We start from the raw sequence: 20,590 nt of genomic DNA on the forward strand, positions 1-20,590 counted from the left end.
ACGCCCGGTTACATTCCGAACCCGGAAGCTAAGCCTTACAGCGCCGATGGTACTGCAGGGGGGACCCTGTGGGAGAGTAGGACGCCGCCGAACAATTATTGATAGGGCTGGTCCCGGAACTTTTGTTCCGGGACCAGCCCTTTTTTGTTTTCTGTCACCTGTCGTTCACGTTCCGCAACAACCATCCATCGCATGGGTACTGCAGCAATGCTCAGGGCCGCCGGTGTCGGAGTCGGTGACGAGGTCGTCGTGCCGGCCTTCGGGAACGCGGAAGTCGCCGAGGCCGTCGCCCTCGCCGGTGCGATGCCGGTCTTCGCGGACATAGATCCGGTGACCTACTGCCTCGATCCCGCCGCCGTCGAGGCGGTCGTGGGACCGCGGACCGCGGCCGTGGTGGCCGTCCATCGATTCGGTCGGTCGGCCGACCTGAAACGGCTGCACGACCTGGGGCAACGGCACGGACTGCTGGTGTTGCAGGCCGGCGAGCCGGGAGCGCCGTCCGACGAGATAGCGCAGCGCAGGCAGCGGGCCGCCTACCTCGATGCGAGGCTTCGGGGTGTGCGCACGCCCGATGGCGGGGACGGGCACACCTACGGCCAGTACGTGGTGCGGGTGCTCGGGAACGGGCGGCCGGACCGGGACGCCTTCGCGCGGGCCGTGCGCAGCCGGGGCGTGGAGTGCCGGGTGCCGGTGAAGACGCCCGTGCACCGACTGCCCGAGTTCCGGCGCTGTGTGCGGCTGCCGGAGACCGAGCGGGCAGCCGACGAGACCCTCGCGTTGCCGGTCGACGCCTCGCTGACCAAGCGGGACATGCAGCGGATCGTCTCCGCGTGCAATGCCCTCGGAGGGCTGCTCCAGACCGCCATGTGAGGCGGTTGGGAGCACGGCTGTGTTCGGGGTATGATCTATTCCGTTGCCGCGAGGGAAACCTCGAAAGCGACAGGCCCCTATAGCTCAGTCGGCAGAGCGTCTCCATGGTAAGGAGAAGGTCAACGGTTCGATTCCGTTTGGGGGCTCAGAGAAGAAAAAGGCCCCGCCCAATCATTTGGGCGGGGCCTTTTCGCATGTCCTGGGCGTTCCTGCCCTAGTCGTTGTGCGGCTCCGGTACACGCATCGCCAGAATCGCCATGTCGTCGGACGGGGCATCCGACGCGAAACGCTCCACCGCGCGCATGATGCGGGCCGCCACCGCGCCGGCCGTCAGGCCCGTGCAGGTGGTGAGGACGTCGGCGAGGCCGTCGTCGCCCAGCATGCGGGTGCCTTCGCGGCGCTCGGTGACGCCGTCCGTGACACAGAGGAGGACGTCGCCCGGGTCGAGGGTGACCGTCTGCTCGTACAGCTCCAGGTCCTCTATGACGCCGAGGAGGGGCTGAGGTTCGGCGGCCGGTTCGACCGTGCCGTCCTGGCGCAGGCGGAGGGGGAGCGGGTGGCCGGCGCAGACCACCTTGAGTTCGGCGCCGCCGGCCGCCAAGGGGCGCATCTCGCCGTAGAGGAGGGTGAGGAAGCGGCTGCGCGCTCCCTCGTCGAGGATGGCGGAGTTCAGCCGCTCCAGGACCGCGGGGCCGCTGAGGCCTTCGCGGGCCAGGAGGCGCAGGGCGTGCCGGGCGAGGCCGGTGACCGCCGCCGCGTTCGGGCCCGTACCGCAGACGTCGCCGATGGCGAAGCCGTAGGCGCCGTCGCTGATGGGGAACAGGTCGTAGAAGTCGCCGCCGACCTCGTTGCCCTCGCCGGCCGCGCGGTAGATGACCTCGACCTCGACGCCGTCGATCTGCGGCAGTTCCGGCGGCAGGAGGCTGCGCTGGAGGGACTGGCTGATGGCCGTGCGCTCCGAGTAGAGGCGGGCGTTGTCCAGGGCCAGGGCGGCGCGGCGGGAGAGGTCCTCGGCCAGTTCCAGGATCTCCTGGCGGAAGTGCTCGTCGGTGGGCTTGCCGAGGGTCAGCATGCCGATGACGCGGTTGCGGGCGACCAGCGGGAGCACCACCGTCTCGCCGCCGACCGCGGAGGCCGTGGCGAGGGTCGGGCCGATGCCCGGGGTGACCTGGCGGGTGGGGGTGCTGCTGAGGCCGAGGCTGCGCATGGAGCTGCGCAGGGCCGCCTGGTGGGCGATCTCGGCGGGGATGGTCCAGACCCGGGCGCCGGGAGTGGGGACCGGGTCGGGCGGCGGGACCTTGGAGAGGAGGGACTTGATGCCGTCGATCAGTTCCTCGTCCTCGTGCAGGACGTAGGAGAGGTACGGCTCCGAGGCCTGGTCGGCGATGGTGTAGACGGCGCACCAGGTGGCCAGCGTGGGGACCGTCATCTGCGCCATGAGGGCGAGGGTCTGGTCGCGGTCCAGGGTGCCGGCGAGCAGGTCGGAGGCCTCGACGAGGAAGCTGAGGGAGCCTCGGCGCAGGCGTTCCAGTTCGCCGAGGCGGGCCGACTCGACGGCCAGGGCGATGCGGTCGGCCGCGAACTGCAGGCGCAGGGCCTCCTCGTTGGTGTAGCGGCCCGGCGCCTCCGCGGCGACGCCGAGGGAGCCGGTGAGGCGGCCCTCGACCTTGAGCGGGACGGTGACGACCGAGCGCATGCCCGTGCCGTTGAGCAGGGGCACGGCGCCCGGTACGGCGGCCAGGTCGTCGTGGACGGCCGGCATGCGGGCCGAGCCGTAGCGGCCGGGGCCCGCCTCCACGGGGACGCGGGCGAAGCGCTGACGGGCCGAGGGCAGGCCGGTGGAGGCGCGGACCTCCAGTTCCGTCTCGTCGTCCGTGGCGAGCAGCAGGAAGGCGGCGTCGCCGTCGAGCATGTCGCGGGCCCGCTCGACCGTGCGCTGGAGCAGGCCGTCGAGGTCGTCCGGGGCGGGGGAGCCGATGAAGACCTCGAAGGGGTCGGTGCTCTGGCCCTCGGAGGTGGTGTTCTTGTCGGAGGCGGGGACCCGCAACGGGGTCTGGAGGACCGCGCGTTCGTGGTCCCGTACGAGGAGGCAGACCGTGGACGGTTCGCCGCCGGTGTCGCGGACCCGCAGGTGGGAGGCGTAGACCGGGGTGACGCGGCCGTTGGCGCCGCGGATGCCGTAGCTGCCCTCCCAGCGGGACAGGCGCAGGGCCTCGGCGATGCCGGTGCTGGTGCCCGGGGTGTGCGGCCAGGCGGCGAAGTCGGTCAGGGGTTTGCCGGTGACCTGCTCGGCCTGGTAGCCGAAGAGCTCCTCGGCGTCCTCGTTCCAGGCGGTGATGGCACCGGCCCGGTCGATCTGGACGACGGCGACCCGGACGCGGCCGTCGGCGAGCGGCAGCAGGGCGGCGGGGAGGGCGGGGCCGGCGGCGCGGGTGCCGACGGGGCGCTCGGGCAGGATGAGGCGGAACCAGACGGTCTTGTGCGTGGGCGTGTAGTCGACGCCCCAGCGGTCGGCCAGGGCGGCGCAGAGCTGGAGGCCGCGCCCGCCCTCGCGGTCGGGGCTGCCCATGTCGGCGGGCGACGACTGGAGCGGGACCTCGCGTTCCGGATAGTGGTCGGCCACCTCGATGCGTACGCCCTCGTCGCTGCGCAGGCAGACGACGTCGGCGGCGGTGCCCGCGTGCACCACGGCGTTGGTGACGAGTTCGCTGGTCAGCACCACGGCGTCGTCGACGATGTCGGAGTGTCCCCAGCCCTGGAGCGTGTCCCGGACGAAGGAACGGGCGCTCGCGACCGATCGCCCGACGGGCTCGAAGCTGGCGGCCGCACGCGCGGTGATCACAGAACTCCTCGACCCTCTCTGTCCCTGCAGGGCTACGCCGCCGGCCGGGTCGTGCCGCTGCTGCGGCAGGCCTCCCGTCGGCTGGGGTTCCGGGGGCTGTCCCCCCGGCATCAGTCCGGTGGTCATGGTTCGGCCGCCCCTCCGATGCCCGCTCGTCTCGTGCCACCGCCCAGGCCGGACGGCACCGGCACGGCTGGACAGCCGCATGCAAGGGTACTTACCTTCGCCGTCCGGGCGGATGCCGGTCCGCTGTGTTTCCGCCCAGAGGGTGTGCGGACGGTGTGCGAAGCTGCCGAACTGTTATGGCCGGGTTCGGCCGGGGTGAAACACTGGGCAGGCTTGCAGTGACGGTTCCGGCGGACCGAGTGCCGGCGGCGCGCGGCGGGCAGCAGCCCTGGAAGCGGCCCCGGTGGAACGGCGGGAGCGTGCGACAGCACAGGAAGTACCAGGCAGTAACCGGTACGCCGAGACGTGTAACCGGGGCACAGCGGTAACGGTCGACCCCTGCGGGAGGGACACAGTGGAGTCTGGCGCAGCGACGCGGGGCACGAAAACGCGCGCGAAAGGCGGACAGTCCCTGGGTAATCAGGGCAAGAGGCGCAATGGGACCACTGTCGTGGACACGGCCTCCCTGAACCGGCTGCTGGCCGCTCTGGTGACCATGCGGGACGGGAACTTCCGACGGCGCCTCACGGTGTCCGGGGACGGCGTGATGGCGGAGATCGCGGCCGTCTTCAACGAGGTGGCCGACCGCAATCTGCATCTGACGGGCGAGCTGGCGCGGGTGCGGCGGATGGTCGGGCGTGAGGGCAAACTCACGGAGCGGCTGGAGACGGGGGCGTGCGAAGGGGCGTGGGCCACCGCGATCGACAACTCCAACGCGCTGGTCGACGACCTCGTGCGCCCCGTCTCCGAGGTCGGCCGGGTGCTGACCGCGGTCGCCGAGGGCGATCTGTCGCCTCGGATGGAACTGCGTACGCAGGCGGCGGAGGGGACGGGGCTTCCGCTGCGCGGCGAGTTCCTGAAGGTCGGGCGGACCGTCAACAACCTGGTCGACCAGCTCTCGACGTTCACCGACGAGGTCACGCGGGTGGCCAGCGAGGTGGGCACCGAGGGGAAGCTGGGCGGGCAGGCCCGGGTGCGCGGCATGTCGGGCTCCTGGAAGGACCTCACGGACTCCGTCAACACGATGGCGTACCGGCTGACCGCGCAGGTGCGGGACATCGCGCTGGTGACCACCGCGGTGGCCAAGGGGGATCTGTCGCGCAAGGTCACGGTCGACGTGGCCGGCGAGATGCTGGAGCTGAAGAACACCGTCAACACGATGGTCGACCAGCTGTCCGCTTTCTCGTCCGAGGTGACGCGCGTCGCGCGGGAGGTCGGTACCGAGGGTGAGCTGGGCGGACAGGCCCGGGTGCCGGGGGTGGCCGGCGTGTGGAAGGAGCTGACCGACTCCGTCAACACGATGGCCGGGAACCTGACCGCACAGGTGCGCGGGATCGCCGAGGTGACGACGGCGGTCGCCAACGGTGATCTGTCGCGGAAGGTGACCGTGCCGGCCCGGGGCGAGGTCGCGCAGCTCGCCGAGACGATCAACCAGATGACCGAGACGCTGCGGATCTTCGCGGACGAGGTCACGCGCGTGGCCAACGAGGTCGGTGCCGAGGGGCAGCTCGGCGGGCAGGCGAACGTGCCGGGCGCGGCGGGGACGTGGAAGGACCTGACGGACTCCGTGAACACGGTGTTCCGGAACCTGACGACCCAGGTGCGGGACATCGCCGCCGTGACGACGGCCGTGGCGAACGGTGATCTGTCGCAGAAGGTCACGGTGGACGTGGCCGGGGAGATGCTGGAGCTGAAGAACACCGTCAACACGATGGTCGACCAGCTCTCGGCGTTCGGTGCCGAGGTGACGCGCGTGGCGCGCGAGGTCGGTGTCGAGGGTGAGCTGGGCGGGCAGGCGCAGGTGCCGGGGGCGGCGGGGACCTGGAAGGACCTCACCGATTCGGTGAACACCGCGTTCCGCAACCTCACCGGGCAGGTGCGCAACATCGCCCAGGTGACGACGGCGGTGGCCAACGGTGATCTGTCGCAGAAGGTCACCGTGGACGTCTCCGGTGAGATGCTCCAGCTGAAGAACACCGTGAACACGATGGTCGACCAGCTCTCCAGTTTCGCCGACCAGGTGACGCGGATGGCGCGGGACGTGGGCACCGAGGGGCGGCTCGGCGGTCAGGCGCGGGTGGACGGGGTGTCCGGGACCTGGAAGGAGCTGACCGACTCGGTCAACTTCATGGCCGGGAACCTGACGTCCCAGGTGCGGCAGATCGCCCAGGTGACGACGGCGGTGGCGCGCGGTGACCTGTCGCAGAAGATCGACGTGGACGCGCGGGGCGAGATCCTGGAGCTGAAGAACACCATCAACACGATGGTCGATCAGCTGTCGTCCTTCGCCGAGCAGGTCACGCGGGTGGCCCGTGAAGTGGGTACGGAAGGGCGGCTGGGCGGGCAGGCGCAGGTGCCCGGCGTGGCCGGTGTCTGGCGGGACCTGACCGACTCGGTGAACGGCATGGCCGGGAACCTCACCGCCCAGGTGCGCAACATCGCGCAGGTCGCGACCGCGGTGGCGCGCGGTGACCTGTCCCAGAAGATCACCGTGGACGCGCGCGGCGAGATCCTGGAGCTGAAGAACACGCTGAACACGATGGTGGACCAGCTGTCGTCGTTCGCCCAGGAAGTCACCCGCGTCGCCCGTGAGGTCGGTACGGAGGGCATTCTCGGCGGCCAGGCCGAGGTGCAGGGCGTCTCCGGCACCTGGAAGGACCTCACCCAGTCGGTGAACGGCATGGCGAACAACCTGACGCTCCAGGTGCGCAACATCGCCGAGGTCACGACCGCGGTCGCCAAGGGCGACCTGTCGAAGAAGATCACCGTCGACGCCAAGGGCGAGATCCTGGAGCTGGTCACCACCGTCAACACGATGGTCGACCAGCTGTCGTCCTTCGCGGAGCAGGTCACGCGCGTGGCCCGCGAGGTGGGCACCGAGGGCATCCTCGGCGGGCAGGCGCACGTGCCGGGCATCACCGGCATCTGGAAGGACCTCAGCGGCAACGTCAACCTGATGGCCAAGAACCTGACGGTCCAGGTGCGGAACATCTCCCAGGTGGCCGCCGCGGTGGCCAACGGCGATCTGACGCGGACGGTGACGATCGAGGCGCGCGGCGAGGTCGCGCAGCTGGCCGACACCTTCAACACGATGGTGAAGACGCTGAGTTCCTTCGCCGACCAGGTCACCAAGGTGGCCCGGGAGGTCGGTACGGACGGCATCCTGGGCGGGCAGGCGCACGTACCGGGCGTGGCCGGCACCTGGAAGGACCTCACCGAGTCGGTGAACCAGATGGCGTCCAACCTGACCGGTCAGGTGCGCAACATCGCCATGGTGACCACGGCCATCGCCAAGGGCGACCTCACCAAGAAGATCGACATCGACGCGCGCGGGGAGATCCTGGAGCTCAAGACGACCATCAACACCATGGTCGACCAGCTCTCGTCGTTCGCCGAGGAGGTCACCCGGGTCGCCCGCGAGGTGGGCACCGAGGGCCAGCTGGGCGGGCAGGCACGCGTGCGTGACGTCGACGGCACCTGGCGGGACCTGACGGAATCCGTGAACGAGATGGCCGGGAACCTCACCCGGCAGGTGCGCGCCATCGCGCGCGTGGCGACCGCGGTGACCCGCGGTGACCTGAACCTGAAGATCGACGTGGACGCCTCGGGGGAGATCTCCGAGCTGCAGGACTACATCAACAAGATGATCGCCAACCTGCGCGACACCACGATCGCCAACAAGGAGCAGGACTGGCTCAAGGGCAACCTGGCGCGCATCTCGGCGCTGATGCAGGGCCGGCGCGACCTCCAGGACGTCGCCTCGCTGATCATGAGCGAGCTGACGCCGGTGGTCTCCGCGCAGCACGGGGCGTTCTTCCTCGCCATGCCGCTCGTCGACGGGCAGGAGCCGACCGCCACGGGGGAGGACCAGTACGAGCTGCGGATGCTCGGCTCGTACGGCTACTCGATGGGGTCGATGCCGACCTCGTTCCGGCCGGGGGAGGCGCTGGTCGGGACGGCCGCGCAGGAGAAGCGCACGATCCTGGTGGAGAACGCGCCCAGCGGCTACCTGAAGATCTCCTCCGGGCTCGGTGAGGCGCCGCCCGCGCAGGTGATCGTGCTGCCGGTGCTGTTCGAGGGCAAGGTGCTCGGGGTCATCGAACTGGCGTCGTTCACGCCGTTCACGCAGATCCAGAAGGACTTCCTCAACCAGATCGCCGAGATGATCGCCACCAGCGTCAACACCATCTCGGTCAACACCAAGACCGAGGTGCTGCTGAAGCAGTCGCAGGAGCTGACCGAGCAACTGCGGGACCGGTCGGAGGAGTTGGAGCAGCGGCAGAAGGCGCTCCAGGCGTCCAACGCCGAACTGGAGGAGAAGGCCGAGCTGCTGGCCCAGCAGAACCGTGACATCGAGGTGAAGAACACCGAGATCGAGGAGGCCCGGCAGGTCCTGGAGGAGCGCGCCGAGCAGCTCGCCGTGTCGATGCGCTACAAGAGCGAGTTCCTGGCCAACATGTCGCACGAGCTGCGTACGCCGCTCAACTCGCTGCTGATCCTGGCCAAGCTGCTCGCCGACAACGCCGAGGGGAACCTCTCCCCGAAGCAGGTCGAGTTCGCCGAGACCATCCACGGGGCCGGGTCCGACCTGCTCCAGCTGATCAACGACATCCTGGACCTGTCCAAGGTCGAGGCGGGCAAGATGGACGTCTCGCCGACGCGGATCGCGCTGGTCCAGCTCGTCGACTACGTGGAGGCCACCTTCCGGCCGCTCACCGCCGAGAAGGGCCTCGACCTGTCGGTGCGGGTCTCGCCGGAGCTGCCCGCCACGCTCCACACCGACGAGCAGCGGCTGCTCCAGGTGCTGCGCAACCTGCTGTCCAACGCGGTGAAGTTCACCGACTCCGGCTCGGTCGAGCTGGTCATCCGGCCCGCCCGGGACGACGTGCCGCAGCGCATCCGGGAGCAGCTCCTGGAGGCCGGTTCGCTGACCGACCCGGGGGCCGCCCTGATCGCCTTCTCGGTGACCGACACCGGGATCGGCATCGCGGCCGGCAAGATGCGGGTGATCTTCGAGGCGTTCAAGCAGGCCGACGGCACCACCAGCCGCAAGTACGGCGGTACGGGCCTCGGGCTGTCGATCTCCCGGGAGATCGCCCAGCTGCTCGGCGGCGAGATCCACGCCCAGAGCGAGCCGGGCCGCGGCTCGACGTTCACGCTGTACCTGCCGCTGCACCTCAGCGAGCTGCCGCCGCAGGGCTACCAGCAGCCGGCGGCCGCGCTGGAGGCCGGTGACCTGGTGTCGGCGGCCGAGCGGGACGAGGAGGCGGAGGCGCCGGTCGAGACGCCCGCCGAGGTGAAGTCGTACCAGGAGACGCAGAACGGTCCCGCCGCGCTGTTCCGGCGCCGCCGCAGGGCGCTGCCGGAGCTGCCCGAGGCCGAGTTGCGGCCCGCGCCGCAGGAGGCCCGGCCGGCCGCGGAGCCGGAGGTGCCGCAGTCGGTGCGGGGCATCCGGTTCGGCGGCGAGAAGGTGCTGATCGTCGACGACGACATCCGCAACGTGTTCGCGCTCACCAGCGTCCTGGAGCAGCACGGCCTGTCCGTGCTGTACGCGGAGAACGGGCGTGAGGGCATCGAGGTACTCGAGCAGCACGAGGACGTCGCCGTGGTGCTGATGGACATCATGATGCCCGAGATGGACGGGTACGCCACGACCACGGCGATCCGCCGGATGCCCCAGTTCGCCGGGCTGCCGATCGTCGCGCTGACCGCCAAGGCGATGAAGGGCGACCGGGAGAAGGCGATCGAGTCCGGCGCCTCCGACTACGTGACCAAGCCGGTCGACCCCGACCATCTGCTGACGGTCATGCAGGAGTGGATGAGGGGGGCCTGAGCGGTAGGGGCGAGTGGTGTCTCGGGGGTGCGCGCGTGCGGGTGAGCAGTGCCTCGGCGGTACGGACCGGGGGTGGCTCGGCGGTGGGTCCGGTGGACGTGCGAACGTAGTACCGACGGACCACCGAGGGGCCGGGCGGGAACCTTCGGGCGGCACGCGGAGTTGCTGACTCAGTGTGCCCGAAGCCGTGTAGAGGCACGGGATTCGGGGAACCTTCTGGTCCCCCGCTGCGTTTCTGCTACGTGCACAGTGACATCTCGGTGACAGGGTGTGGCGACAGGCGGGGTGCGGCTACGATGACCGGCACAAGGACGGGCGGCGCAAGGGAGTCGTTCCCAGGGGCGGCACCGGTCGGTGCTTCCCCAAGTCCTGCGGACAGGGGAGGCCCCACGCCGGGGCGAGGAGGGCGGGCCATGGTGCAGAAGGCCAAGATCCTCCTGGTCGATGACCGGCCGGAGAATCTGCTGGCGCTGGAGGCGATCCTCTCGGCGCTCGATCAGACGCTGGTACGGGCATCGTCCGGGGAGGAAGCGCTCAAAGCACTGCTCACGGATGACTTCGCGGTCATTCTGCTGGACGTCCAGATGCCGGGCATGGACGGTTTCGAGACCGCGGCGCACATCAAGCGGCGGGAGCGGACCCGGGACATCCCGATCATCTTCCTCACCGCGATCAACCACGGACCGCACCACACCTTCCGCGGTTACGCGGCCGGCGCGGTGGACTACATCTCCAAGCCGTTCGATCCGTGGGTGCTGCGGGCGAAGGTCTCCGTCTTCGTCGAGCTGTACATGAAGAACTGCCAGCTGCGGGAGCAGGCCTCCCTGCTGCGCCTCCAGTTGGAGGGTGCGGGCGGCAGGTCCGTGCCCGGTGAGGCCAAGGAGCCCGCGGGGCTGCTCGCCGAGCTGTCGGCGCGGCTGGCGGCCGTCGAGGAGCAGGCCGAGGCGCTCTCCAAACAGCTGGGCGACGAGTCGGCGGACGCCGCGGCGGTGGCCACGGCGGCCCATCTGGAGCGCAAGCTGACCGGGCTGCGGCGGGCGCTGGACGCGCTGGAGCCGGGATCCGGCGGCCAGAGCGCGCCCAACTGAGGTCCGGGCTCCGACGTTCCGGTAAGCGCAGTGTGATGACGACGGCTCCGAGCGGCGCTTTGACAGCGATGTCATGTGAGGCCGCGTCAGGGTGCGTAGCGGACGCGTCAGTTCCGGTGCCCCGCGAGGGCGACACGAACGGGTGAAGCAGGAGGCACACGTGTCCGCTGCCGTCTCCCCCGGTAACCTCACACCCATGGCCTCACGTCCCTCCGCAGCCAAGAAGCAGCCCGCGAAGAAGGCGGCTCCCGCGAAGGCTCCGGCGAAGAAGGCCGCTGCGAAGAAGGCGCCCCCCAGGAACCCGAGGAAGGCGCCCGCCAAGAAGGCCGCGGTGAAGAAGCCCGCGCCCACCCCGGCCCCCAGCCCGACCAGCGGTGTCCTGCGGCTCGTCCGCGCGCTCTGGCTGGGCCTGGCGCACGCCGTCGGCGCCGTCTTCCGCGGCATCGGGCAGGGCGCCAAGAACCTCGACCCGGCCCACCGCAAGGACGGCGTCGCGCTGCTGCTGCTCGCCATCGCGCTGATCGTCGCCGCGGGCACCTGGGCCGACCTGAAGGGCCCGGTCGGCGACCTCGTCGAGATCCTGGTCACCGGCGCCTTCGGCCGGCTCGACCTGCTCGTGCCGCTCCTGGTCGGGACCATCGCCGTGCGCTTCATCCGGCACCCGGAGAAGCCCGAGGCCAACGGCCGTATCGTGATCGGCCTCTCGGCGCTCGTCATCGGCGTGCTCGGCCAGGTCCACATCGCCTGCGGCTCGCCCGCGCGCGGCGACGGCATGCAGGGGATAAGGGACGCCGGCGGGCTGATCGGCTGGGCGGCGGCGACCCCGCTGTCGTACACCATGACCGATGTGCTGGCCGTGCCGCTGCTGGTGCTGCTCACCGTCTTCGGGCTGCTGGTCGTCACCGCCACGCCCGTCAACGCCGTACCGCAGCGGCTGCGGCAGCTGGGCGTGCGGCTCGGTCTGGTCCGCGAACCGGAGGCGGAGGGGTTCAGCGACGACGAGCGGTACGAGGAGCCGTGGCGCGAGGCACCGCCCGCCCGGTCCCGCAGGCGCCCGGCGCCCGCCCCGCAGACGTACGACCCCGACACGGCCGAGGAGGAGGCGCTCACCAGGCGCCGTGGCCGGCCCCGGCGGGCCGCCGCCGCGCAGGCCGGCGGGAACCGCCGGATGGACGCCGTGGACGTCGCCGCCGCGGCCGCCGCCGCGCTGGACGGCGCCGTCCTGCACGGGATGCCGCCGTCGCCGCTGGTCGCCGACCTCACCCAGGGGGTGAGCACGGGGGAACGGGAGCAGACGACGCCCACTCCCGTGCCGGCCCCCGCCCCCGCCGCGGAGCCGGTCCCGGGGGCCCGTCCCGAGCAGGGCAGGACGCGCGGCGGCGCCGTCCCGGACCTCACCAAGGCCCCGCCGGCCCAGGAGCGCGAGCTGCCGCCGCGCGCCGAACAGCTCCAGCTCTCCGGAGACATCACCTACGCCCTGCCGTCGCTGGACCTGCTCACCCGCGGCGGCCCCGGCAAGTCCCGCAGCGCCGCCAACGACGCCATAGTGGAGGCGCTGACCACCGTCTTCACCGAGTTCAAGGTCGACGCCGCGGTCACCGGCTTCACGCGCGGGCCGACGGTCACGCGGTACGTGGTGGAACTCGGCCCGGCCGTCAAGGTCGAGCGGGTCACCGCCCTCACCAAGAACATCGCGTACGCCGTCGCCAGCCCGGACGTGCGGATCATCAGCCCGATCCCCGGCAAGTCCGCGGTCGGCATCGAGATCCCGAACACCGACCGGGAGATGGTCAACCTCGGCGACGTGCTGCGGCTCGCGGAGTCCGCCGAGGACGACGACCCGATGCTGGTCGCCTTCGGCAAGGACGTCGAGGGCGGCTACGTCATGGCCTCGCTGGCCAAGATGCCGCACATGCTGGTCGCCGGCGCCACCGGCTCCGGCAAGTCGTCCTGCATCAACTGCCTGATCACGTCGATCATGATGCGGGCGACCCCCGAGGACGTCCGGCTGATCCTGGTCGACCCCAAGCGCGTCGAGCTGACCGCCTACGAGGGCATCCCGCACCTGATCACGCCGATCATCACCAACCCCAAGCGGGCCGCCGAGGCCCTCCAGTGGGTCGTACGGGAGATGGACCTCAGGTACGACGACCTGGCGGCGTACGGCTACCGGCACATCGACGACTTCAACCGCGCGGTGCGCGAGGGCAAGGTCAAGCCGCCCGAGGGGAGCGAGCGGGAACTCCAGCCGTACCCGTATCTGCTGGTGATCGTGGACGAGTTGGCCGACCTGATGATGGTCGCGCCGCGGGACGTCGAGGACGCGATCGTGCGGATCACACAGCTGGCGCGCGCGGCCGGCATCCACCTGGTGCTCGCCACCCAGCGGCCCTCGGTGGACGTCGTCACGGGGCTGATCAAGGCGAACGTGCCCTCGCGGCTGGCGTTCGCGACCTCGTCGCTGGCGGACTCGCGGGTCATCCTCGACCAGCCCGGTGCCGAGAAGCTGATCGGCAAGGGCGACGGGCTGTTCCTGCCGATGGGCGCCAACAAACCGACGCGTATGCAGGGCGCCTTCGTGACCGAGGAGGAGGTCGCGGCGGTCGTCCAGCACTGCAAGGACCAGATGGCGCCCGTCTTCCGGGACGACGTCACCGTGGGCACCAAGCAGAAGAAGGAGATCGACGAGGACATCGGCGACGACCTGGACCTGCTGTGCCAGGCGGCCGAGCTGGTGGTCTCCACCCAGTTCGGGTCGACGTCCATGCTCCAGCGCAAGCTGCGGGTCGGCTTCGCCAAGGCGGGGCGGCTGATGGACCTCATGGAGTCGCGGAACATCGTCGGGCCGAGCGAAGGCTCGAAGGCTCGTGACGTTCTTGTGAAGCCTGATGAACTGGACGGCGTGCTGGCCGTGATTCGGGGGGAGTCTGAGGGGTAGGGGGTGTCCGCGAAGGCCGGGCGGACGCCGTGACCCATCCGCAATCGATCAGTGGGCAACCGTTTCCCGGCGGTGTACGTCACATTGACGAAAGCGACGAACAACTGCTCCATCATCGGTCTGCCGGGCCAGACCGATGGCCGGACCGCCAGTCCGATGGTCATTCCCATGACCATTCCTATGGCGTACAAAGTACGACTGCCCGGTTGCCCCACCCGTTCGTACCCCCCCTAGACTGAACGTCCAGCACAGGCGGCCAACCGCTCGAAAGGCGCCCCCGTGTCCATCGGCAACTCTCCCGGTAACTCTCCTGAAGACGAGCGTCCGTTCGAGGACGTGTCCGACGACGTTCCTGAGGAAGCCCGCCCCTCCATCGGCCATGTCCTGCGGCAGGCGCGGATCGCCGCCGGGCTGACCGTCGACGACATCAGCAGTGCCACCCGGGTGCGGATCGCCATTGTGCACGCCATCGAGGCCGACGACTTCGCGCCGTGCGGCGGTGACGTCTACGCCCGAGGGCACATCCGTACGCTGGCCAGGGCCGTCGATCTCGACCCGGCGCCCCTGCTCGAACAGTTCGCCGCCGAGCGCGGCGGACGTCCCGCGCCGACCCCCGCGGCCCCCCTGTTCGAGGCGGAGCGCATCCGCCCCGAGCGGCGCGGGCCCAACTGGACCGCGGCCATGGTCGCCGCGATCGTGGCCGTGATCGGCTTCGTCGGGTTCACCATGGTCAAGGGCGGCGGTGACGACGGCGCCTCCGAGGCCAACGTGGCCGAGGGCGCCGAGCCCACCGCCGGCAAGACCGCCTCCGCCTCCGCCGAGCCCGAGAAGCCCGCCGCCCCCGAACCGACCGACAGCGCCATCGCCGCCGTACCGCAGGACAAGGTGACCGTCCAGGTCAGCGCCACCGACGGCCGCAGCTGGATCTCCGCCAAGGACCACAACGGCCGGTCGCTCTTCGACGGGACGCTCGACCAGGGCGAGTCCAAGACGTTCCAGGACAACGAGAAGGTGGACCTCGTCCTCGGTGACGCCGGCGCCATCCAGCTCCATGTGAACGGCAAGGAGATCGAGGACGATTTCCAGCCGGGTGCGGTGGAGCGGCTGACCTACACCAAGGGTGATCCGCAGGCCGGGTGAGGGAGCGGACGAACGGGTCGGAAGAGGGACCCGGCGAGGCGAGTCAGTACGGGGTTGGCCAAGATCGGCCAACCCCGTCGACGTGGGCTGTCGGTGGGACGAAGTAGTCTTGAGCCCATGCCTGAAAGCCGCACCGTCGCACTCGTCACCCTTGGCTGCGCCCGTAACGAGGTGGACTCGGAAGAGCTCGCAGGCCGTCTGGAGGCGGACGGCTGGAAGCTCGTCGAGGATGCCGAGGACGCGGATGTCGCCGTGGTGAACACGTGCGGCTTCGTCGAGGCCGCCAAGAAGGACTCCGTCGACGCCCTCCTGGAGGCCAACGACCTCAAGGGCCATGGAAGAACCCAGGCCGTGGTGGCGGTGGGCTGCATGGCCGAGCGGTACGGCAAGGAACTCGCCGAAGCGCTCCCCGAGGCGGACGGGGTGCTCGGCTTCGACGACTACGCCGACATCTCCGACCGGCTGCGGACCATCCTCGGCGGCGGCATCCACGCCGCCCACACCCCGCGCGACCGGCGCAAGCTGCTGCCGATCAGTCCGGCGGAGCGGCAGGGCGCCGGGGCCGGGGTGGCGCTTCCGGGGCACGGATCGGGTGCGGCTTCGGGCTCGGGTTCGGCTACTGGTCCGGGTTCGGAGGAGGCGGTCGCGTCCGCGCCCGCGGATCTTCCGGAGGGGCTCGCTCCGGCATCCGGGCCCCGCGCGCCGCTGCGCCGCCGCCTGGACGGCGCCCCGGTGGCCTCGGTGAAGCTCGCCTCCGGCTGCGACCGGCGCTGCTCCTTCTGCGCCATCCCCTCCTTCCGCGGCTCCTTCATCTCGCGCCGCCCGAGCGACGTGCTGAACGAGACGCGGTGGCTGGCCGAGCAGGGCGTCAAGGAGGTCATGCTGGTCTCCGAGAACAACACCTCCTACGGCAAGGACCTCGGCGACATCCGCCTGCTGGAGTCCCTGCTGCCGAACCTGGCCGAGGTCGACGGCATCGAGCGGGTCCGCGTCAGCTACCTCCAGCCGGCCGAGATGCGCCCGGGCCTGATCGACGTACTCACCGGCACCCCCAAGGTCGCCCCGTACTTCGACCTCTCCTTCCAGCACTCCGCGCCCGGCGTGCTGCGGGCGATGCGCCGCTTCGGGGACACCGACCGCTTCCTGGAACTGCTCGACACCATCCGGAGCAAGGCGCCCGAGGCGGGCGTGCGCTCCAACTTCATCGTGGGATTCCCCGGTGAGTCCGAGGCCGACCTGGCCGAGCTGGAGCGGTTCCTGAACCACGCGCGGCTGGACGCCATCGGCGTCTTCGGTTACTCCGACGAGGAGGGCACCGAGGCGGCCGGTTACGACGGCAAGCTGGACGAGGACGTGGTCGCCGAGCGGCTGGCGCGGGTCTCCCGGCTGGCGGAGGAACTCGTCTCGCAGCGCGCCGAGGAGCGGGTGGGCTCGACCGTGCGGGTACTCGTGGAGTCCGTGGACTCCTCCGACGGTGGCGAGGGCGTGTACGGGCGGGCCGCGCACCAGGCGCCCGAGACGGACGGCCAGGTGCTGCTCACGAGGGGCGAAGGGCTGGCCGTCGGTCGTATGGTCGACGCGAAGGTGGTCGGCACGGAAGGTGTCGACCTCGTGGCGGAGCCGCTGGAGGGCTCGTTCGGCGACGGTTCGTTCGGTGAGGGCCCTGTCGCGTGTACTGAGGAGGCGGGCAGATGACCGGAGTACCGGCGTCCGCGGCGGGAGGCCCCTCCGGCGCGCGGCGGGCCGGCCCGCGTACGGCGGCACCGGGCGGGGCTGCGGCTGGGGCTTCGGGCGGGGCTTTGGGCGGCGCTTTGGGCGGCGCTTTGGGCGGGGTGCAGCGACCGGGTGTGCTGGAGCGCACCGGGCAGGGGGCAGGAGCCGGCGGGAGCGGTCGCGGTGATGCCCGCCGGGGCGGTGCGCAGCTGAGCGGCTCACAGCGGAGCGGTGCGCAACGGGGCGGTGCGCAGCGGGGCGGTGCCCAGCGGAAGATCGTGGCCGCGGCCGTCGACCAGGCGAGTGTCTGGAACGTGGCCAATCTGCTGACGATGCTGCGTCTGGTCCTGGTGCCGGTCTTCGTCGCGCTGATGCTCGGCAACGGCGGATACGACCCGGCCTGGCGCTCGTTCGCCTGGGCCGCTTTCGCCATCGCCATGATCACCGACCTCTTCGACGGCCATCTGGCGCGTACGTACAACCTGGTCACCGACTTCGGGAAGATCGCCGACCCCATCGCCGACAAGGCGATCATGGGAGCGGCGTTGATCTGTCTTTCCGCCCTGGGGGATCTGCCGTGGTGGGTCACGGCCGTCATCCTGGGCCGGGAACTCGGGATCACCCTGCTGCGTTTCCTGGTCATCCGGTACGGGGTGATCCCCGCCAGCAGGGGCGGCAAGCTCAAGACGCTCACCCAGGGCGTGGCCGTCGGGATGTATGTGCTGGCGTTGACGGGGCCGCTGGCGACCCTGAGGTTCTGGGTGATGGCCGTGGCGGTCGTCCTCACCGTGGCGACCGGTCTTGACTATGTGAAACAGGCCATTGTGCTGCGCAGACAGGGAATCGCCGAGCGCGAGACGGCGTTGAAGGAGACGGAAGTTTGAGTTCCGAGGCCGCCGACGTGGTGCGACTACTGAAGGTGAGCGGTGAGACCGTCGCGGTCGCCGAGTCACTGACCGGTGGCCTGGTCGCGGCGCAGCTCACCTCGGTGCCCGGTGCCTCGAAGGTGTTCCGGGGCTCGGTCACCGCCTACGCCACCGAGCTGAAGCACGAGCTGCTCGGGGTCGACGCTGCTCTGCTGGCGGCGCGTGGCGCGGTGGACCCGCAGGTCGCGCTCGAGATGGCGGCAGGCGTACGGAAGGCTCTGGGCGCGGACTGGGGTGTCGCGACAACGGGCGTCGCCGGTCCGGACCCGCAGGACGGCCAGGCAGTCGGAACCGTCTTCGTGGCCGTCCACGGCCCGGTCGGAGCGGCCACCGGTTCCGCCCCTGGCGGAAAAGTGGAGGCGCTGCGGTTGAACGGTGACCGTGCGGAAATCCGTAGGGAGAGTGTACGGAGCGTACTCGCCCTCTTCTTGAGGGAGCTGGCGGGCGAACAGACCGGGAATGAGCGGGCACAGGATACGGAACAGAACGGGGGGTTTTGATGTTTGCAGCCCTGAGTGAACACGACATCGCTCCCCGCACGGCCGCAGCGCGAGGCGGTACGGTGGGGCGAGAAGGATGCGGCTACGCGGTCCGAGGAGGGAGCCACCGATGATTCTGCTCCGTCGCCTGCTGGGTGACGTGCTGCGTCGGCAGCGCCAGCGCCAGGGCCGTACTCTGCGCGAAGTCTCCTCGTCCGCCCGAGTCTCACTCGGCTATCTCTCCGAGGTGGAGCGGGGGCAGAAGGAGGCTTCCTCCGAGCTGCTCTCCGCCATCTGCGACGCGCTGGACGTACGGATGTCCGAGCTCATGCGAGAAGTGAGCGACGAACTGGCCCTCGCCGAGCTGGCCCAGTCCGCCGCGGCCACTCCCAGCGAAACCGTTCCCACGCCGGTGCGTCCCATGCTGGGCTCCGTGTCGGTGACCGGTGTGCCACCGGAACGGGTCACGATCAAGGCGCCCGCCGAAGCGGTGGACGTCGTCGCCGCCTGAGTCGGCGTCGACAGCGTCGACATGTGAAGAGTTGTGCAAGGCCCCGGCCGGGGCTTCTCCGGAGATCCGGAGAGGCGCGGTCGGGGTTTTCGCATGTCCGGGGGGTGGTGAGCGTGGTGGGTGGTGTGAGCGTGGTGGGTGGTCGGCGTGCGGGTGCGTTGGCCGGCGAGGAGTGCGTTTGCCGGTGAGGGGTGCGTTTGCCGGTAGGGGGTGCTGCCGTCATCGTGGAGGGACATGGCGGGGGCAGTGGACGGGGGCGGCCCACGGAGGTGCGGATGTACGTCGTGAAGAGCCCGTTGTCGGACGCGGACCTGAAGACCGTGTCGGAGGCGCTGCAGGGTGCCCTGGTCGACCTGGTGGATCTGGCCCTGGTGGCGAAGCAGATCCACTGGAACGTGGTGGGGCCGCGCTTCCGGTCCGTGCACCTTCAGCTCGACGAGGTCGTCAGCACCGCCCGTACGCACTCCGACACGGTGGCGGAGCGTGCGGCCGCGCTGGGCGTCCCGCCCGACGGGCGTGCCGCGACCGTGGCCGTCGGCAGCGGGATCGGGGTGACGCCGGAGGGCTGGGTCGACGACTCGGCGGCGGTGGGCGCGATCGTGGTGGCGCTGGGCGCCGTCATCGGACGGATGAGGGAGCGGATCGCGGCCACCGGTGATCCCGATCCCGTGTCGCAGGATCTCTTCATCCAGGTCACCGCCGACCTGGAGAAGCAGCACTGGATGTTCCAGGCCGAGAACGGGTGAGGCGGGTCCTTCCGGGGCGTACACGGGGCCTGGAGGTGACGGAGCATGCCGGGACGGATAGTGCGCCGGGGGGCTGCGCTGGGGCTGGGAGCGGTGTGGTGGTGGGCGGTGCTGCGGCTGACGCTGACGTCCGACGCCGGTGTGCTGGAAGGAGCGGTCGCCGCCTCGGGGTGGGGGCTGAGCGTGCTGCCGGTGCACTGTGTGGCGCGGCGGAGGGCGGAGGGGGCGGTGCCTGCGGGGCGGTGGCGCGGGGCTTGGCGGGAGTGGCGGGAGTGGCCGGAGCGGCCGCAGGGTGGTGGGGGTGGGGACGGGCGCGGCGCTGGGCGTGGTGGTGGGGACGGTGGCGTGGACGGGCGTGGTGGTGGGGGCGGTGGTGGTGGCAATGTCGGTGGCGGGGGCGCGGCGGGGCGTTCGCTTTGACCGGAGCGGCTGTCACCTGCGGGTGCGGGAGCCGAGGCGGCGGGTGGCCGGGGACGTGGGGGACGGGGCCGGGCCCTGCTGGCAGGTGGGGCACCAGTAGGTCGGGCGGTCGCGAGAGCCGTCGTCCTGGTCGGCCACCCGGATCGAGGTGCCGCAGCGCAGGCACGGGCGGGGTGCGCGGCCGTACACGAACAGGTGCGGGCTGCGGCGGCCCGTGGTGTTGCGGACCGGGCGGTCGCGGTTCGCCGCCAGGAGCCGTACGGCGAGGGCGGGCAGGGCGGCGGCGCGGTCGGCGGGCAGGTCGCCGACGGGCAGCCACGGGGTGACGCCGAGCAGGAAGCACAGCTCGCTCTTGTACACGTTGCCGATGCCGGCCAGGTTGCGCTGGTCGAGCAGGGCGTCGCCGAGCGGACGGGCGGGGTCCGCGAGCAGGTTGGCCAGCGCCCGGTCGGCATCCCAGTCGGGGCCCAGCAGGTCGGGGCCCAGGTGACCGACGGCCCGGTCCTCGTCGGCGGTACGGAGGAGTTCCAGGACCGGGAGGCGGTAGCCGACGGCGGTGCGGTCGGCGGTGCCGAGCACCACGCGGATCTGGTGGGCGGGACCGCCGCTCCAGCGCCGGCCGGGGGCGAACACCTTCCAGGCGCCGTCCATCCGCAGGTGCGAGTGCAGGGTCAGACCGCCCTCGATGCGGGTGAGCAGGTGCTTGCCGCGCGGGGTGACGTCCAGGACCGTACGGCCGGTGAGGTCGACGGTGGCGTACTGGGGGACGCGGAAGTCGGTGACGGTGAGCACCTTGCCCGCGAGGGCGTCGTGCAGCCGTTCGGTGGCCTGCCAGACCGTGTCTCCTTCGGGCATGGGTCAAGGGTGGCACGGGGAGCACGGGCGGGGTGTGTGTACCGGGGTGCGCGGAGGCGGATGG

13 protein-coding genes, 1 tRNA gene and 1 rRNA gene are annotated in these 20,590 nt (G+C 70.9%); 13 read left to right on the forward strand and 2 right to left on the reverse strand.

The genetic code is table 11. The features are described from left to right. The 3 genes from rrf to ACIQR3_RS23585 all read left to right on the forward strand — a co-directional run. A 5S ribosomal RNA gene (gene rrf / locus ACIQR3_RS23575) occupies window positions 1-93 on the forward strand; the annotation flags it as partial. Between the two features lie 114 nt (window positions 94-207). Continuing rightward, complete coding sequence (locus ACIQR3_RS23580; RefSeq protein ID WP_403542434.1) at window positions 208-870, forward strand: DegT/DnrJ/EryC1/StrS family aminotransferase; 663 nt, start codon at window positions 208-210, stop codon at window positions 868-870. Window positions 871-943: 73 nt separating this feature from the next. Beyond that, window positions 944-1,016, forward strand: a tRNA-Thr gene (locus ACIQR3_RS23585). A 68-nt stretch (window positions 1,017-1,084) separates the two neighbouring features. Here the strand turns inward: ACIQR3_RS23585 and ACIQR3_RS23590 are convergent. Further along, the gene (locus ACIQR3_RS23590) at window positions 1,085-3,838 is read right to left on the reverse strand and encodes a SpoIIE family protein phosphatase (protein WP_403542028.1); all 2,754 of its coding nucleotides are present in this window, start codon (window positions 3,836-3,838) and stop codon (window positions 1,085-1,087) included. 394 nt (window positions 3,839-4,232) lie between these two features. Between ACIQR3_RS23590 and ACIQR3_RS23595 the strand changes: the two genes are divergently transcribed. From ACIQR3_RS23595 to ACIQR3_RS23640, 10 genes are all read left to right on the forward strand, one after another. Beyond that, window positions 4,233-9,710 (forward strand): HAMP domain-containing protein, encoded by a 5,478-nt coding sequence (locus ACIQR3_RS23595; RefSeq protein ID WP_403542031.1) that lies wholly within the window; start codon window positions 4,233-4,235, stop codon window positions 9,708-9,710. A 413-nt stretch (window positions 9,711-10,123) separates the two neighbouring features. Further along, entirely contained in the window at window positions 10,124-10,798 is a 675-nt protein-coding gene (locus ACIQR3_RS23600) for a two-component system response regulator (RefSeq protein WP_403542033.1), read from the forward strand. 196 nt (window positions 10,799-10,994) lie between these two features. Further along, window positions 10,995-13,736 carry a DNA translocase FtsK gene (locus ACIQR3_RS23605; protein ID WP_403542036.1) on the forward strand — a complete coding sequence of 914 codons (2,742 nt, stop codon included), beginning with the start codon at window positions 10,995-10,997 and terminating at the stop codon, window positions 13,734-13,736. Window positions 13,737-14,021: 285 nt separating this feature from the next. Further along, on the forward strand, window positions 14,022-14,876 hold the full coding sequence (locus ACIQR3_RS23610) for a helix-turn-helix domain-containing protein (protein WP_403542436.1): 855 nt from the start codon (window positions 14,022-14,024) through the stop codon (window positions 14,874-14,876). Window positions 14,877-14,993: 117 nt separating this feature from the next. Then, window positions 14,994-16,571: a 30S ribosomal protein S12 methylthiotransferase RimO gene (rimO, locus tag ACIQR3_RS23615; protein WP_403542039.1), complete on the forward strand. Its 1,578-nt coding sequence runs from the start codon at window positions 14,994-14,996 to the stop codon at window positions 16,569-16,571. Further along, the gene (gene pgsA / locus ACIQR3_RS23620) at window positions 16,568-17,473 is read left to right on the forward strand and encodes a CDP-diacylglycerol--glycerol-3-phosphate 3-phosphatidyltransferase (RefSeq protein ID WP_403542042.1); all 906 of its coding nucleotides are present in this window, start codon (window positions 16,568-16,570) and stop codon (window positions 17,471-17,473) included. Before rimO ends, pgsA begins: the two co-directional genes overlap by 4 nt. Next, window positions 17,470-18,015: a CinA family protein gene (locus ACIQR3_RS23625; RefSeq protein ID WP_403542045.1), complete on the forward strand. Its 546-nt coding sequence runs from the start codon at window positions 17,470-17,472 to the stop codon at window positions 18,013-18,015. Before pgsA ends, ACIQR3_RS23625 begins: the two co-directional genes overlap by 4 nt. 109 nt (window positions 18,016-18,124) lie before the next feature. Next, entirely contained in the window at window positions 18,125-18,505 is a 381-nt protein-coding gene (locus ACIQR3_RS23630) for a helix-turn-helix domain-containing protein (RefSeq protein ID WP_399950121.1), read from the forward strand. A gap of 275 nt (window positions 18,506-18,780) precedes the next feature. Next, entirely contained in the window at window positions 18,781-19,251 is a 471-nt protein-coding gene (locus ACIQR3_RS23635; RefSeq protein WP_403542048.1) for a Dps family protein, read from the forward strand. Between the two features lie 45 nt (window positions 19,252-19,296). Beyond that, window positions 19,297-19,671, forward strand: coding sequence for a hypothetical protein (locus tag ACIQR3_RS23640; protein ID WP_403542050.1), 375 nt, complete (start codon window positions 19,297-19,299; stop codon window positions 19,669-19,671). A gap of 12 nt (window positions 19,672-19,683) precedes the next feature. Here the strand turns inward: ACIQR3_RS23640 and ACIQR3_RS23645 are convergent, their stop codons facing one another. After that, window positions 19,684-20,526: an Fpg/Nei family DNA glycosylase gene (locus ACIQR3_RS23645; RefSeq protein WP_403542052.1), complete on the reverse strand. Its 843-nt coding sequence runs from the start codon at window positions 20,524-20,526 to the stop codon at window positions 19,684-19,686. Window positions 20,527-20,590: the final 64 nt, after the last annotated feature.

Source organism: Streptomyces sp. NPDC090994, from assembly GCF_044768905.1.
Lineage (GTDB): Bacteria > Actinomycetota > Actinomycetes > Streptomycetales > Streptomycetaceae > Streptomyces.

Bases quoted from the DNA above. Each gene is read 5' to 3' on its own strand.
- ACIQR3_RS23635 (WP_403542048.1), top strand. From the start codon at position 18,781: ATGTACGTCGTGAAGAGCCCGTTGTCGGACGCGGACCTGAAGACCGTG.
- ACIQR3_RS23645 (WP_403542052.1), bottom strand. From the start codon at position 20,526: ATGCCCGAAGGAGACACGGTCTGGCAGGCCACCGAACGGCTGCACGAC.
- ACIQR3_RS23640 (WP_403542050.1), top strand. From the start codon at position 19,297: ATGCCGGGACGGATAGTGCGCCGGGGGGCTGCGCTGGGGCTGGGAGCG.
- pgsA (WP_403542042.1), top strand. From the start codon at position 16,568: ATGACCGGAGTACCGGCGTCCGCGGCGGGAGGCCCCTCCGGCGCGCGG.
- ACIQR3_RS23590 (WP_403542028.1), bottom strand. From the start codon at position 3,838: ATGACCACCGGACTGATGCCGGGGGGACAGCCCCCGGAACCCCAGCCG.
- rimO (WP_403542039.1), top strand. From the start codon at position 14,994: ATGCCTGAAAGCCGCACCGTCGCACTCGTCACCCTTGGCTGCGCCCGT.
- ACIQR3_RS23630 (WP_399950121.1), top strand. From the start codon at position 18,125: ATGATTCTGCTCCGTCGCCTGCTGGGTGACGTGCTGCGTCGGCAGCGC.
- ACIQR3_RS23580 (WP_403542434.1), top strand. From the start codon at position 208: ATGCTCAGGGCCGCCGGTGTCGGAGTCGGTGACGAGGTCGTCGTGCCG.
- ACIQR3_RS23600 (WP_403542033.1), top strand. From the start codon at position 10,124: ATGGTGCAGAAGGCCAAGATCCTCCTGGTCGATGACCGGCCGGAGAAT.
- ACIQR3_RS23605 (WP_403542036.1), top strand. From the start codon at position 10,995: ATGGCCTCACGTCCCTCCGCAGCCAAGAAGCAGCCCGCGAAGAAGGCG.